This is a genomic window from Leptospira ryugenii (assembly GCF_003114855.1).
In the GTDB taxonomy this organism is placed as follows: Bacteria; Spirochaetota; Leptospiria; order Leptospirales; family Leptospiraceae; genus Leptospira_A; species Leptospira_A ryugenii.
In genome coordinates this window covers 150,262-165,597 of record NZ_BFBB01000002.1, presented here as the reverse complement: position 1 = coordinate 165,597, position 15,336 = coordinate 150,262, and the positions used below count along the sequence as shown (strand labels likewise).

Genomic DNA, 15,336 nt, shown 5'->3' with positions numbered 1-15,336 from the left:
GGTAGCACCAAATAGACAAGGAAATCCATGAAAGTCCACGAATACCAGGCCAAAGAAATCCTACGTAGACACAATGCCAATGTCCCCTTCGGAAAGATTGTAGAATCTGCCAATGAATGGGAAAAAGCATACAATGAAGTCGTTCAAAAGTCTCCCGTTGTTGTTGTGAAAGCCCAAATCCATGCCGGTGGGCGTGGAAAGGGTGGCGGAGTCAAAGTTACGAAAACCAAAGAAGATGCAAAAGCTGCTATCGATAAGATCCTCGGCATGCAACTCGTGACTCCACAAACTGGACCAGAAGGCAAAAAAGTTCTGAAGGTTTATTTGGAGCAAGGTTTAGAAATTGCGAAAGAGTACTACCTATCCATTCTACTCGACAGGTCTCTTAGAAAGACCATCATCATGGCCTCTACCGAAGGTGGTATGGACATCGAAGAGGTGGCCCACTCAACTCCTGAAAAGATCATCAAAATACCTGTAGACCCAGGCATCGGAATCCAAGCAGCTCAGATTAGAGAGCTTGCCTTTGCATTGCAAATTCCAGCTGAAGCACAGAAATCTTTCTTCAACCTTGTCAGTGCAATTTACACAGCCTATATCAAAGAAGATGCTGCTCTCTTAGAAATCAACCCTTTGATCCTTACCAAACAAAACGAGATCATTGCTGGTGACTGTAAATTAGATCTGGATGAGAATGCAATGTTCCGTCATGCGGACAATCTTGCGCTGAGAGATATCACAGAAGAAGACCCCTACGAAGTAAAAGCCAAAGAATTTGACCTCAACTATGTAAAGTTAGATGGTAACATAGGATGTATGGTCAATGGTGCTGGTCTTGCCATGGCTACCATGGATATCGTAAAATTAGCAGGTGCTGAGCCAGCAAACTTCTTAGATGTCGGCGGTGGAGCAAATCCAGTCACAGTCGAGAATGGCTTTCGCCTTATCCTCTCTGACCCCAATGTAAAAGGTATCTTTGTAAATATCTTTGGTGGGATCGTACGTTGTGACCGAGTTGCCAATGGGGTGATTGAAGCCGCCAAAAAGGTAAACATCCATGTCCCTGTGGTGGTTCGATTAAAAGGAACCAATGCAGAAGAAGGAAAACGAATCCTAAACGAATCAGGATTGAACATCGTAGGAGTAGAAGGACTCCGTGATGCGGCAGACAAGATTGTCTCCCTCATCAAAAAATAAGGGAAGAATCAATATGGCAGTATTAGTTGATGCAAATACACGCGTTGTAGTGCAAGGGATTACCGGTAAAGAAGGTTCCTTCCATGCAACGCAAATGTTAGAATACGGAACAAAGGTCGTTGCAGGAGTGACTCCAGGCAAAGGTGGCCAAACTTGGACATCTGAATCTGGAAAGACTGCTCCCGTTCGCAATACAGTAAAAGATGCAATGAAGGAAGATGGGGCGAATGCCTCCTTGATTTTCGTACCACCTCCATTCGCAGCCGATGCCATTTTGGAGAGTATTTTCGCAGAAATCCCTCTCATCATCTGTATTACGGAAGGCATCCCAACTCATGACATGCTGAAGGTATATAGCGTCCTCCGCAATTCCAAGTCCCGCTTGGTCGGCCCTAACTGCCCAGGTGTCATCAGTCCTAAGTACAAAGTAAAAATGGGGATCATGCCAGCGTTTATCCATGCAGAAGGAAACATAGGCATTGTTTCCCGCTCTGGAACCCTCACTTACGAATCTGTTGCGTCCTTGACTGCAGCAGGACTCGGACAGTCGACTTGTATCGGTATCGGTGGAGACCCAGTACCGGGTATGAACCATACTGAGGCAGTGCGACTCTTGAATGAAGACCCAGAAACACAAGGCATTGTCATGATCGGAGAAATTGGTGGTACATCGGAAGAGGAAGCGGCCGCCTATATCAAAGCTCATTGCAAAAAGCCTGTCGTCGGGTTCATTGCAGGCCAAACAGCCCCTCCAGGCAAAAGGATGGGACATGCTGGTGCGATCATCTCCGGTGGTATGGGAACGGCAACATCCAAAATTGCCGCAATGAAAGATGCTGGCATTGGAATCTGCGCTCACATTGGTGAGGTGGGTGAAAAAATGAAAGCTCTGGTAAAAAAATAGCAGAGAAACGAAAAGGAAGAGAGGTCAGATAGTTAAGTATGGAACAACGTTCAATCATTGCCATGGTAGCCATGGTTCTGTCCTCTCTTTCGCTCCTAGCCGCAGAGTCGGACAAACTCTTTACCTTAACGCTGAAAGACGCCGTTAAGTATACGATTGAGAACAACCGCGAGGTGATGCGGGCGCGATTGGAACTTGCGAAAGCGGATTCAGACCTTTTAAAATTTGAAGGACGCTACAGCTACCGTGCCTTTGCAGAAGCCGAGCTAGACCAAAAACGATTTCCTTTCAACCAGAACAATATCTTCTCAGGAACCAAAACCCAAACGACTACCTACACGGCAGGTATAGATCGTTTGTTCACCACAGGGACCTATTTCAAACTCGAGGCAAAGAGTACGCGCTTTGACTCCAACGCCTTTGAAAATGCGGCGACTACTCCTTCAGGCTTTACTTCTTTAGGGATCCCTCCTCTCTATACCGACACTCTCCAAGTTACCATTGCCCAAGACCTTTGGAAGAATAGCTTTGGTTCCAAAGAAAGAAATATGGAGAAGATGATTGAAAACCAGTCGGAAATTTTAAAAGACCAATTGGAAGTTCAGGTAGCCGAGAAAGTTGTAGGCTCTCTTGTAGACTACTGGAATTATGCTGTCAAAGAATCAAGCTACCAAACCTTTGAACAACTCCTAAAAAATACAAAGACCATCCGCGACCTAACTGTCAGAAAACAAGGATTAGGTCTCTCGGAATCCTTCGAAGTCAATCAATGGAATGCACTCCTTGCGCAAGTTGAAGGCCAAATGGCACAAGCCTCTGCCGAAAGAGAAGAAGCAAAACGTAAACTCATCCGAAGCCTAAATCTCTCTGAGACTGCGCAATTTGGAACTAGCTCTCCCCTCTCAGAAGAACTCCCCAAAAACCTGAACTATGACGAGGACATTGCGTACGCATTTAAGAACCGTGCTGATTTCAAAGCTATCCAGCGTAAGAAAGAGAATGCAGAACTTGCCATGAAAAATGCAAAACAAGATGCTATGCCAAGCCTAAAAGCGGCGGGCACTTACGGCTACCAAGCTCAGAACTTAGAAGGACCTAGCTCCAATTATACAAACTCACGAAATGGCGTTTTCTCTTATAGTTACCCTGTCATGCAGGGAAGTCTTGATTTGAGCTACCCAATCGCAGACAAAGGTGTAAAGGCTGGACTACGTGATGCCGAGATACAAAAACGCCAAGTGAAACTGGAAGAAGAGGATTTAACCAAATCGGTTGCTGATGATGTTAGGACACGTATCGACATCCTTAAAGCTTCTTTCAAGATCATGGAAAACGCGAAAAAAACGGAAGAAGAGTCCAGGAAATACTATGCTGGAGTCGTACGTTCTTTCCAACAGGGAAGATTCAATGCTTTGACTGTAAAGAACGCCTTAGACACTTTAGTGCAAGACCAGCTATCTCTCGTTAGAGCTAAGGTTGATTACAATATCAACCTACATCGATACTACGTCGCAAAGAATGCCCTCTTTGAAGAATATGGAATCGATCGCAACCAACTCTTACCTGACAATCTCTAATCTTTTCAAGGCAGGCGCTTGTGATTCGTTCTAGGGTTTTTGGCGCCATTTCTGCCATTGCCATACTCGTATTACTGTTTGTTTACTTCGCCTTTGACTTTTCAAGTCCTGAGGATAGAGCGCATAGACTTTGGGAAGAAGGGCATTATGCAAAACTCCTCTCTCTCTTTCCGGATGAGAATCGGATTGAAAACGATGCCACACTCTCCCTATTATCCCTTTCTATTGCTCATTTAGAACTAGCACTCAATGAAACAAAAACAGAGGAACAAACGAGGCTTGAGATCCAAAAGTTACCCCAATTAGAAATACAGAAATGGGAAACGAAACGGGGAGAATACCAACATATCTTGGATCCCTACTTACCTTTGCTAAAGCCACAAACTCCCATCTACAGAAGGACTCTCGTTGGCAAATTCTCTCTCTTTAAAAAACCCATCCCTAAAGAGAAGGTGAGTTATTTCCTCTTACAACTGTTACTTGAAGATCCTAGGGGAATCGAAGCAGATTACAGCAAAGCCTTAGCGATCTTGTTAAAACAATCCCGCGATCCGATTGGCGAATGGGAACTGGAATTTTTAGAACAAAACCTTGCCTACCTAAGCTCTCACCCAAATTCATTGTTCTACCAAAACCGCAAACAAATCACTGGAAAGAACGTAAACCTTAGGTCGGGTCCTGGAAAAGAAAACCCTGAGGTGGGCAAGATCTCAAACCCGGATATTGCCTATTGTTTTGAGCGGGACGAACATGAAGAGATAGTGAACGGAAAACCTGGAGTCTTTCTCCTTTGTTATTACCCTAGCCTCCAAACTACCGCATGGATATATTCAGGATTTTTAGAAAGTAGTGCCTCCAAACAGGCGGAAGAATTATTGGAAAAGCGTTTTGCTCATAAAAATGAAGATACCCATATCGACTTTGTTAATTGGCAAGGAAATGAACCACCGTCAGGCTTTATGGGGAAATACCTAAGAAGAAAACGAGTCGTAGAGGAAGGCGACATTGGATTTCCCATTTATTCCAGTAAGGAAGAAATATGCCGAAGTTTTTCTTCCCAAAGCAACGAAATATCTTTTGTGTACCAAAACGCACTTAGCGAAGAAAAAATTCCCTTTTTACAACTGAACCTAAAAACCGAAAACGCTCGTCAACCAGCCTTTACCATTGCCGCAGATGAAGAATCTATTTGGGTAAATGGCAGTCGTGCCCACATAGGGAAATCAAGTGGGAAGCAGACTTTTACTTTGCGAATTCAGGGTCTAAGGGAAAATGCCATGGAAGCCAGTCTTTCCCAACGCAGGACAGTACTCCTGCCTTCTTTGCTCTCGAAAGAACTGGACAAAACCAACCTCCTCAAGGCAAACACACAATGGGAAATTTGTTTACCTTCTGGTGGTAAAGAAGGGTCGGAATCGATCCATTTGTTTCAAATCAGTATTGGGATTCATTAAGGAGGAAAATTATGCCAACCTATGATTATTCATGTAAAACCTGTGGAAAACAGTTTGAACACGTACAATCCATGAAAGAGGATGCTCTGACTGAATGCCTTTGCGGAAACAAAGGTACTGTGGAGCGCATGATCACTGGAACTGCAGGCATCATCTTTAAAGGAACTGGTTTTTACGTGACTGATTACAAAAAAGACAATACAAAGCCAAGTTCAACGGAACCAAGTGCACCCGCTTCTTCCCCAACTAATGGAGATTAATGGGTAAATTAGGGATCATTGCCGGTGGAGGGGAACTACCTCATGTTGGGATGCAGGAAGCACTTCTTGCCGGCGAGGATCCTGTCTTTCTCGCGATCAAAGAATCAGATTTTGAGCCTCGTCAGTATTCCGATCGAACTATCCCCGTCCATATCACCCAAATCGGAAAAATCCTAAAAACGATCCAAAAAGAAAAAATTGATCACATTTTGATGTTAGGAAAGGTGAGAAAAGACTTACTTTTCCAAGGTTTAAAATTTGATCTAAAGGCCCTTTCCATTTTGGCAAAAACCATCAACCGAAATGATTATCCGATTTTTTTAGCCATAGCTGACGAATTTGAAAGTATGGGTGTGAAAGTCATATCTCAAAAAAAATACCTTAGTTCCCTTCTATTGGGAGAAGGCAGGTACACTCCCAAAAAATTTTCGAGCCAAGAATTAAAAGATATCTCCTTCGGTATGGAATACGCAGAAAAAATGGCTGATCTAGACATAGGGCAAATGGTAGTCGTCTGTGATGAAAGTGTAATAGCTGTCGAAGCTGTTGAAGGAACAGATGCCACAATCCGACGTGGTGGCGAGTATACAAAAAAGAACGGCTCAGCGGTTGTCTGCAAATCTGCAAAATCAAAACAAGATGAACGTTTTGATCTCCCAACAATTGGGATACACACTTTACAAGTAATGAAAGAAAGCCAATGTCGTACATTGTGTATCAAAGAAGGTGAAACACTAGTTGTAAATCCAAAGGAAGTGATTTCCTTTGCAACTGCACATAAAATCAATTTTGTCGTCTTAGGACCCAGTGGAGTAAAAAAACTGAATGGTAGCCAAAAAAAAATCCCTTAATCCAAAGTTAGGAAAAGAGAACGTCCTGATCGTTACGGGAGAACATTCAGGAGATCTACTTGGTGCCGACCTAATGACAGAGCTATCTTCATTGCATCCGGAATTATCCTATTTTGGAATTGGTGGTGAACGGATGATCTCTTGCGGCTTTGAGTCAATCGAAGAGCTGGAAAAGCTATCAGTCATTGGATTTTCTGAGGCAATCAAAAAGTATTCCTTTTTAAAGAAACTTTTTTATAGACTCTTAGACCAGGTCAAAGAACGGAATATCAAATTTGCGATCCTGATAGATTATCCTGGATTTAACTTAAGATTAGCAAAAGAACTGAAATCTTTGGGAATCCCCTCTATTTTTTATGTATCACCTCAAATTTGGGCCTGGAAATTCAAAAGAATTTATTTTATTAAAGAGCAAATTGCACTCATGTTAACTCTCTTTCGTTTCGAAGAAGAGATTTATAAACAGTACGGAGTGAACGCAAAATTTGTCGGCCACCCCATCACAAAGAGAATTCCTGAAAAGTTAAAGAAAGAACCAAATCTACCAAGTGATCTACCGCAGATGGGTGAAGGACATGTTATAGGACTCCTGCCTGGCTCACGGCGAGGGGAGATCACTAAATTGATAGACCCACTTTTGGCTTCAGCAGCAGAACTACATACACATTTTGCAAAGAAAAAAAAGGAGATCGTTTTCCTACTACCTAATATCAATAAGGCATTGGAACCTCTTCTTCTAGCCAAAATTTCGGAACTGAAAGAAAGATCACCCGAAATCAAAATTCATTATTTGTGGGACTCATCACTTCGAGTCATGAGTGCATCCGACTTACTTTTGATAGCCTCAGGTACTGCAACCCTGGAAGGACTTTTTTTTGAAAAACCAATGGTGATTCTTTATAAGGTTAGTTTATTTACCTACTTATTAGGCTCACTCCTCATTAGATCAAAATTTATAGGACTTGCCAATATTCTTTCTGGAACCGAAGTCTGCCGTGAGCTTACACAAAATGAAGCCGAACCAAAATATATAGTAAAGGAAGCTTTAGCAATTTTAGAAAATCGAAAGTATCGAAACAAAATTATAAAGATACTCCAAGAAACCAAAGAGAGAGAATTGGGATTGGCAAATGGAGCTAAGTTAGCAGCTCAAGAGATTGCGAAATTCTATGAATCCTGGAAGAATCAATCCCTTAGCGATGTAACCTGACAACTTTATTGTCGATGACTCCCATCCAAGTTTTTCCTTTCATTTCTGAATATAAGAAATATGCAAAGACTGATTCTTCATCTTCCGCTTTCAGTCCGATCCCAATCGAATCCATTTCTAGGAGATAGATTCTGTTTCCAAATTGCGCTTTCTTCTCGACTGGATCAAACAGAATCAGATTGGGCTTATCCAATTGGTCTTGGTATCCATGCAGATTCCATTGACCAGAAAAATCAGGTAGGGTATCAAGCTTAGGTGGGATGTCTGCTTTGCGACCTTCTTCCTTGCAGGATACAAAGAGAAGACTTAGGATTAGCACAAGGGAGCCAACGAAAGAGACTCTTTTTATTTGATGGAACATCTTCGATTTTCATCCTCTGTTATGGACCAGGACGAACGAACCTCGCCCAATAGTCCATACACACTGTAATAGAATTGACCCGATTTATTTTGTGCATATCCTTTTATATCGAGAGTTGGACTAGTAAGGACAATATTGCGGGCATAATCCGAATCAAAATAATGATCTAAGTTAAACTCCAAATCAAATGGATCTTTTAAAATTTTCTCCGAAAGATTTAATTTTGATATGATCTCTTTATTTGTCACTTTAGTAGAGATCAATTTTACAAAGTAAGAATATCTGGCATCCTTTGAAAGTGTATAATAATCACTTCCTTGGCTATTGTATGAATAATCAAATTCAATTTTTTCAGGATTCAATTCCATGCCACATAAAGACATCCAAGATGTTCCCCAAGGATAGGCCTTTAAAAATAGGGAAAAGGAAAAATTTGGCGTCTTTGTAGCATAGTAAGAACCAATACTCATCTTGCTTTCGTTATTCGGTAAGTTAACATTAAAACTGAACCTACCATCCTTTGCAAGAAGACTACCCTTTAGTGGACCAAGGCTCCCACTCCCTTCAAAAGGATAATAAGAATCTACTTGTATACCGCTCTCCCAAGCCAGTGTTTCCAAAAAATATTTGTAGAGTTTCTTTTGATAGAAGTACTCTTCAGGAATGAGTTTTTCTTGCCGCTCTTTGATTTCTTCCAATGTATCTTGTTTCCAATTTTGGTAGAGCGGAATCCAATCACTAGCGATCAATTCTTTCAAAACCAAATTTGCCTTGGTTTTTGAGGAAAGAGGGTAATAAAAAGTTCCATCCGTCTTTTTCGAGCGAGACCATTCGAGAATTGATGTTAGATTGAATTGAACAGGTTTATTGAATAATTCACCTTTGAGATTTAGTTTAGTTTGGTTTTGATCAGATACATTGATTTCAAATTGGCCTTCTTTGAACAAAAAAGAAGTACTCCCGTAGCTCAAATCTTCGCCTTTGATATCTCCTCTGACTTGAAACCAGCGATCTTTTTCACCTGTTTCTTTGATATCTATATTTCCTCTCACTTTGCCTGCTATGGGCAATGACTCTCCGCTTGCTATATCAATAAGATAATCAGAAAGAGATGCGATGTCCTCAATATCAAATTGCACTTTTCGAACTAGGAGGATCTCTTTTGGACCCTGGAGCTTCTGAATCTCCCACTTAAGTAGGAAATCTCTAGTCGTAAACTCTCTGAGCTCCTGGTCTTTTTGAAAGAGAAAAGATTCCTGAAATCTAAATCCGGAGACAATATAGGAAGAAACCAAAGGAAAGGTAAACGTTGTATTTTCAAATTCCACATTTCCTTTGATCAAGTTGGAGCCATCCGATAAACGAGTCCAAGTAGCATCACCAGATAGTACGGCCGATTGTAAATTTGCCCCCAATAAATATTTACTTAATAAAGGTGCCTCTTCGGAAGGATAGTTTTTCCATTCCAATTGAAATGAAAAATCCTCCTCTTTAGTCTCAGATAAATAGCCTTGTCCTTTGATCCGAGTCGCATTGGGAATCCAAAACATTCCATTGGAGTAGCTTACAAAAATTTTCTCTCCTTCTCTTTTAAAATGGATGTCCCATCCTTCTTTCCAATCGACAATAATCTCATTGTCTTTAATTAAAGTTACGCGAGTATCGTGAAAGATAACTTCTTTGATTCTACTTGATTTAAAATATTTGATGAGGCTTGTTTCTAAATTTTCATCATTGTTCAGAATCAACTGAGGACTATAAAAATCGATTCTATCAATCTGTGGTACTTTTGCAAAATAGGATTCAATATGAAATGTGACCTTCTTTACCTTAAGAAGATACGAATTGTACGAAAAATCTTCCTCCTGAGAGATTGCTAAATCTTCCAAGATCAATCCTTCTCGAATTGAAAAATCAAGAACACCTAAATCGACAGCTTTGCCCAATTCTTGGTTGATGGTATTTGTTACAAAACCTCGTAAGGCAGAAAGAGGGATCCGCTTTGTCCGTATATAATGTTCAAATAGTAGATATGATACGATCTGTAGGCATACAACAACGAGGAAAAGTAGTGCAGAAGTTAATTTTGGCCGGTGGATCTTGGAGGCTAAGAGGAAACGGGAAAGGGTATCCCTCAAATCACGTTCGGAAATGAGGGGAAGAGCAAATTTCAATTTGCTTAGAGTTTACCTTCCGGTTGGAGAACTTCCAAACACTCTTTCTGGATGGAACGGAGTGTTTCGTTCTCAGGAAATTCTTCCAAACCAAGGTTCGCTACCTGCAGACTTTTTTGGTAGAAACTTGTGTTTTTGTATTCGAATCCCATCTTTAGATAGGTCTTTGCAGCGGTCTCAAAGTAAAACTCATCCTTTTTTTGGTTCCCTTTCGTATAGGTCTTAGTGAGGGTCGCAAGGGCAGGGTAATACTCTCTTTCTGCTACCAAGGACTGCACCACTAATTTTTTACGCTCAGGGTTATAGGTTTTATCTAACTTTTCAGACAGATTCAAATGAGGAATGGCTTTTGCGTATTCGTTTTTGCCAATGTATGCCTTACCTAGGTACAGGTTCCATTCGGACTGGTTAACATGGTTGCTTTTGAGTGCAGGGATGGCCGAAAGACTAGAGATAGCCTGGTCGTATTTGCCCAAGTCGAGTAAAAGTTTTCCCTTGCTTAAGAGTAATTTTGCCTTTTCATCATCAGTTTTTGGGTTTTTCAAATCTCTTTCGATCGAATCCAGTTGAGAGAGGTGTGAGCTAAGGTCTATCTTGGCTCCTCCTGCACGGTTTACAGAAGATTCGGTCGAAGCACAGTTTTCAAATGCCACCGCTAACACCAAAAGTAGGGTCAGTGGATAAAGTCGTTTCATTAGCTTACCTTTAATTTCTCCAATTCCTCTAAGAAATTGAGTGTTCCAGCTTCTCTGCTCTCTGTTTCCAGTGGAAACCTGAGAACCGCGTCCCGAGAAAGCTCTTCTAAAAACCGAGACGGGGCGCTCTCGATTTGTTCCCCAAACTTGCGTCTTGTACGAGCCCCAGTCAAGAACAATTTAGCCCTTGGACGGGTCATCCCGACATATAGGAGACGGCGTTCTTCATTGACTGCCTCTCCACCTTCTATAACACGCGAGTTGGGTAAAATTCCCTCTTCCAATCCAACTAAAAATACCAAATCATACTCCAATCCCTTGGATTGGTGCATGGTAAGGAGTTGGACCCTTCTGTCCGTCTCTTCTTCTTTCGGCTCATCTTCCATTAAAAGTGCTAATCTTTGCAAAAAATCGAAAATTTTTGGTTTTTCCGTGCGTTCTTCCTCATCCTCAAAGTAGGAAAGCATGTTTACGAGCTCGCTCAGGTTGTACATGCGAGCCTTGATGATGCGCTCATCCTCCTCTTCCAGGGAGATTTCCCGCTCAAAACCAATCTGGGTGATCATTTCCTTCAGGACAGGGGCCAGTTTCGGCGAAAGAGCAAACTTCTTTTTGAAACTTTCGATGAGTTCGACAAATTGGTAGATTTCCTGCCGTACCTTTGTCTTGATCTCTGGCAGATAATCCACGGAGGCGATGATTTCGTGGAAGATATCGAAAAGAGAACAATTCTTATGAAAGGATTCTTCCTGTAGCTTTTGGATGGTTCCTGGCCCTATGCCCCGTTTGGGGTAATTGAGGATCCGAAGCAGGGAATAGTCATCCTTGGGATTGGCAACATAGCGAAGGTAGGAGATACAATCTCTGACTTCCTTTCGGTCAAAGAAATTATAGCCACCTACTACCTTATAAGGAATGTTTCTGTTTCGCAATTCTTCTTCGAAAGGACGCGATTGGAAGTTGGTTCGGAATAAAATGGCTATCTGGTTCCCACGGAATTCATTTCGAATGAGAAAGGACTGGATTTTACTCGTAACAAAGATTGCTTCTTCTTTTTCATCCGCTGTTTCATAATATTCCACTAGCTCCTGTGAAGGGATGCGGCTAAACAGCTCCTTTTCTCTCCGGCCGATGTTGTGTTTGATCAATGAATTTGCAGCCGCAATGATAGGAGCAGTTGAGCGGTAGTTCTCAAGAAGGCGGACAACCTTTGCATTGGGAAATTGAGTTTCGAAGTTTAAGATGAGTTCTACATTGGAGCCACGGAAGGCATAGATACTTTGGTCATCGTCCCCTACTACGCATAGGTTTTCACTGGAGCCCCGAAAAAGGGATAAAAACTCATATTGCAATTGGTTGGTATCTTGGAACTCATCAACCATAAAGTAATTGTACTTTTTATGGTAGCTCTCGGCGACTTCGGGAAATTCAGCTAACAGACGTTTTGGAAGAAGAATCAAATCATCAAAGTCAATGGCATTTTTTTCCTTCAAACCATCTTCATACAGCGAGAAAAGTTCATTCGCAACAAAATCCAGTTCATTGGATTCGGCTTGGTTTTCGTAGGTTGACTGGGTATTTTTGGCATAAGAAATCCTTCTAAGAATTTCCTTGGGAGGAACCTTCTTACTATCGATTTTCTTCTGCTTGAGTAGCTCAGAAACAAAGGCCTCTTGGTCATTTGCATTGAAGAGTAAAAAAGTTTCGTGATACCCAAGTTTGGTGATGTGTTCCTTCAATATTTTCAAACCCAGGGAATGGAAGGTGGAGAGGATGATTCCCTTCAAACGCTCCTTCGGCACCATTTTACGTAAACGCTCTGCCATTTCTTTGGCACTTTTATTGGTAAAGGATAGAGCAACAATTTTGCCCGCGGCGATGTTCTTTTCGAGCACCATATGGGCAATCCTATTGGTGATGACTCGGGTCTTACCTGAGCCCGCACCGGCAAAGACAAGGAGGGGCCCTTCCACAGTCCTCACAGCTTCCATTTGATTTGGATTTAGTTTCAACTGATAAGCCCCCAAAATACGTAAGTGACATAATTCGAGGTGTTTTGGGAAGGTCGAGCCAAAAAGGGAAGCAGTAGAGCTAGCTTGCCCTTTTTTTTAGTGGCTTATGGAGGGCTTGTTTCCTTTAGATTTTCCTTGGCTCCCCAAGTTTGGAGGAACGAGGAAAGTTGGCTATCGTTTAGAACTGGATATACCGAACGGTACCGCAACCAATCCAAGCAGGTATACAATGCAAGTTCGCTCCGACCGAAAGACTGGTCCTCATAAAAGGACGAGCCTTTGAGCTCTGAGGTAACATAGCGAATGATGGACGCTATGCGTTCATTTTGTTTTTTTAGGTAGGGTGTTTTTTCCATCTCAACACCTTCTTTTGTTAAATAAAATAAATTTATCCCTGAGTCGAGGCATGCATCTATTGCATGGATTAAATTACTTTCAAAGATGGCTTCATTTTTCTTGAGGGTACGAAAGCCTTGGATGGAATAACGGTCTAGAAGGTAGTCCGTGATGGAATGGCTGTCCCAAATCTTGATAGGTCCATCTTCAAAATACGGAACTTTCCAAATGGGATTTTTACTTCGGAGCTCCTTCTGCCCCTCCTCTGTCATAGTATCAATCTGAGTAAATGTCTGGCCCATCTCTTTCAAGAGAAATCGGATCCTACGGACATAAGGAGAGGTGAAACTTCCATATAAAATCATGGGTCAAGCTTAAAAATTCTAGTTATTTCCTCAAGCGAAGTTCGCTTTCCGAATTTTGATTTAGAAAATCACTTCCCAGTAACTCATCATACAAAATATGTAAAGAATATGGAAGCTAGAGAAAGAACAAATTGGCAGGAACACTTTGCTACTCCTATTTACACTCTGGGCAGTTTTGATATTTCACTTCCTAGAGAAGATAGAAAAAAAACGTACTATGTACTGCACTCAAAAGATTGGGTAAATGTCATTCCCATCACTAAGAAAGGAGAGATATTACTCATCAAACAATACCGCCATGGTCTTGGGGAAGTTAGTTTGGAACTCCCTGGAGGGATTGTGGATGAATCTGGCAACAATATAGAAGCAGCTCTTCTCTCCGCAAAACGTGAGCTACGCGAAGAAACTGGCTTTACTGCTAGCGATGAAAACTATCAACTATTGATGAAGTATTCTGGAAATCCTGCAATGTTTACGAACTGGTCCTATTCATTCATTGCTTATGATGTTGAAAAAACTGAATCAGTTGATTTTGATGAAGGGGAAGATATTGAATTTATGCTGTTACCAAAAGAAAAGGTAAAAGATCTCCTCTTAGATGGCACAATTCACCACCCCCAGATGGCTGCCGCTTTAGGTGCCTTTTTCTTAAAAGGTTACTAAGCAAATTCATGCCGAAGACTGCAATTTTTAAACACAGAGATTTTCGTATCTTTATCATTGCCCGATTTTTTATGGTGCTTGCGATCAATATTCAAGCAACTATCGTAGGTTGGCAAATCTATGATCTAACGGGAAATATTTTAGATTTAGGAATTGTGGGACTTGTGGAAGCGATTCCTTCTATTTTGGTTTCTTTGTATGCAGGTCATCTAGCAGACATGAAAGAAAGACGTGCAATCATTTTGGTATGTCTGTTTGGGCTCTTTTTATGTTCGCTTTCTTTATTGCTTCTTGCTTCCAAGCTTAACTTTTTATTGGTAGAATATTCTGCGACACCGATATTTTTAATTATTTTGGTATCTGGGATCGCGAGAGGATTTATCTCACCAGCTATCTTCAGTTTTGTGACTCAACTCGTACCGAGAGATATGTACCCGCATTCAGCCGCATGGATGGGAACATCCTTCCAAGCAGGAGCTGTCATTGGACCAGCATTGGGAGGCCTTCTCTATGGATGGATGGGGATTGAGGCTGCGTATGCATTAGATTGTTTTTGCATCGGATTGCCTCTTTTTCTATTTTTTTTGATATCTCCTAGGCCACTCCTAGAAAAAAAATTGAGAGAGCCTTTGGTGCAAAGTCTTAAAGCAGGTTTACGATTTGTTTGGTCCAATGAGATCATGTTAGGTGCAATGGCACTGGACATGTTCGCTGTCTTATTTGGTGGGGCCATTGCACTGCTGCCTGTATTTGCAAAAGATATTTTACATGTTGGATCTGAGGGTCTGGGGTTATTACGCTCTGCCCCTTCCTTGGGTGCCTTACTCATGGCCTATTTATTGACGATAAAACCTCCTTTGCAAAATTCCGGTAAGATTTTATTACTTTCTGTATTTGGATTTGGAATCTGTATGTTTGTCTTTGGGCTTTCTCATTGGTTTTGGATTTCATACTTTGCCCTCTTCTTTTCAGGTTTGTTTGATAGTGTCTCTGTGGTCGTAAGATCTACCATCATGCAAACGATGACTCCCGAGGAAATGAGAGGGAGGGTTAGTGCCATCAATAAGATATTTATAGGCAGTTCAAATGAAATTGGCGCCTTTGAATCAGGAGTGTCGGCAAAATTCTTAGGACCTATAGGATCTGTTTTATTTGGTGCATGTATGACAATAGTCATTGTGGCATTTAGTACTTTCTGGATACCTAAATTGCGGAATTTAGAATTGAAGGATCATCTCTAAAAAAGAATAGATTGTCTTCTCCTTTCTCTTGAAATA

Annotated in this window: 14 protein-coding genes; 9 read left to right on the top strand and 5 right to left on the bottom strand. The window is 41.5% G+C overall.

Annotated features, from left to right (window positions below):
• Positions 1–27 precede the first annotated feature (27 nt).
• Genes sucC through lpxB form a run of 7 tightly spaced genes read left to right on the top strand, consistent with a single transcriptional unit; the run spans position 28 to position 7,453 of the window.
• Positions 28–1,197: an ADP-forming succinate--CoA ligase subunit beta gene (sucC, locus tag DI060_RS01435; RefSeq protein WP_108972953.1), complete on the top strand. Its 1,170-nt coding sequence runs from the start codon at positions 28–30 to the stop codon at positions 1,195–1,197.
• Between the two features lie 13 nt (positions 1,198–1,210).
• Entirely contained in the window at positions 1,211–2,101 is an 891-nt protein-coding gene (gene sucD, locus DI060_RS01430) for a succinate--CoA ligase subunit alpha (RefSeq protein ID WP_108972951.1), read from the top strand.
• A 38-nt stretch (positions 2,102–2,139) separates the two neighbouring features.
• The gene (locus tag DI060_RS01425) at positions 2,140–3,678 is read left to right on the top strand and encodes a TolC family protein (RefSeq protein ID WP_108972949.1); all 1,539 of its coding nucleotides are present in this window, start codon (positions 2,140–2,142) and stop codon (positions 3,676–3,678) included.
• A gap of 20 nt (positions 3,679–3,698) precedes the next feature.
• Complete coding sequence (locus tag DI060_RS01420; protein ID WP_108972947.1) at positions 3,699–5,132, top strand: hypothetical protein; 1,434 nt, start codon at positions 3,699–3,701, stop codon at positions 5,130–5,132.
• Between the two features lie 11 nt (positions 5,133–5,143).
• Positions 5,144–5,392, top strand: coding sequence for an FmdB family zinc ribbon protein (locus DI060_RS01415; protein WP_108972945.1), 249 nt, complete (start codon positions 5,144–5,146; stop codon positions 5,390–5,392).
• A complete protein-coding gene (locus DI060_RS01410; RefSeq protein ID WP_108972942.1) occupies positions 5,392–6,243 on the top strand; it encodes an LpxI family protein in 852 nt (283 codons plus the stop codon). The genes DI060_RS01415 and DI060_RS01410 overlap by 1 nt, the downstream gene beginning before the upstream one ends.
• Entirely contained in the window at positions 6,218–7,453 is a 1,236-nt protein-coding gene (gene lpxB, locus DI060_RS01405; RefSeq protein WP_108972940.1) for a lipid-A-disaccharide synthase, read from the top strand. The genes DI060_RS01410 and lpxB overlap by 26 nt, the downstream gene beginning before the upstream one ends.
• Here the strand turns inward: lpxB and DI060_RS01400 are convergent.
• From DI060_RS01400 to DI060_RS01380, 5 genes are all read right to left on the bottom strand, one after another.
• Positions 7,437–7,814, bottom strand: a complete 378-nt coding sequence (locus DI060_RS01400; protein WP_108972938.1) for a hypothetical protein — start codon at positions 7,812–7,814, stop codon at positions 7,437–7,439. The two genes, lpxB and DI060_RS01400, sit on opposite strands and share 17 nt — an antisense overlap.
• A complete protein-coding gene (locus DI060_RS01395; RefSeq protein WP_108972936.1) occupies positions 7,799–9,988 on the bottom strand; it encodes an LIC_12586 family protein in 2,190 nt (729 codons plus the stop codon). Before DI060_RS01395 ends, DI060_RS01400 begins: the two co-directional genes overlap by 16 nt.
• Positions 9,989–9,993: 5 nt before the next feature.
• Positions 9,994–10,683 (bottom strand): LIC12587 family lipoprotein, encoded by a 690-nt coding sequence (locus DI060_RS01390; RefSeq protein WP_108972934.1) that lies wholly within the window; start codon positions 10,681–10,683, stop codon positions 9,994–9,996.
• On the bottom strand, positions 10,683–12,695 hold the full coding sequence (locus DI060_RS01385; RefSeq protein ID WP_167836875.1) for an ATP-dependent helicase: 2,013 nt from the start codon (positions 12,693–12,695) through the stop codon (positions 10,683–10,685). Before DI060_RS01385 ends, DI060_RS01390 begins: the two co-directional genes overlap by 1 nt.
• Before the next feature lie 104 nt (positions 12,696–12,799).
• Entirely contained in the window at positions 12,800–13,396 is a 597-nt protein-coding gene (locus DI060_RS01380; protein WP_108972929.1) for a glutathione S-transferase family protein, read from the bottom strand.
• Between the two features lie 108 nt (positions 13,397–13,504).
• Here DI060_RS01380 and DI060_RS01375 point away from each other — a divergent pair, with 108 nt between their 5' ends.
• Together DI060_RS01375 and DI060_RS01370 are read left to right on the top strand one after the other, a co-directional pair.
• A complete protein-coding gene (locus DI060_RS01375) occupies positions 13,505–14,059 on the top strand; it encodes an NUDIX hydrolase (RefSeq protein ID WP_108972927.1) in 555 nt (184 codons plus the stop codon).
• Positions 14,060–14,067: 8 nt separating this feature from the next.
• Positions 14,068–15,300, top strand: coding sequence for an MFS transporter (locus tag DI060_RS01370; protein ID WP_108972925.1), 1,233 nt, complete (start codon positions 14,068–14,070; stop codon positions 15,298–15,300).
• Positions 15,301–15,336 lie beyond the last annotated feature (36 nt).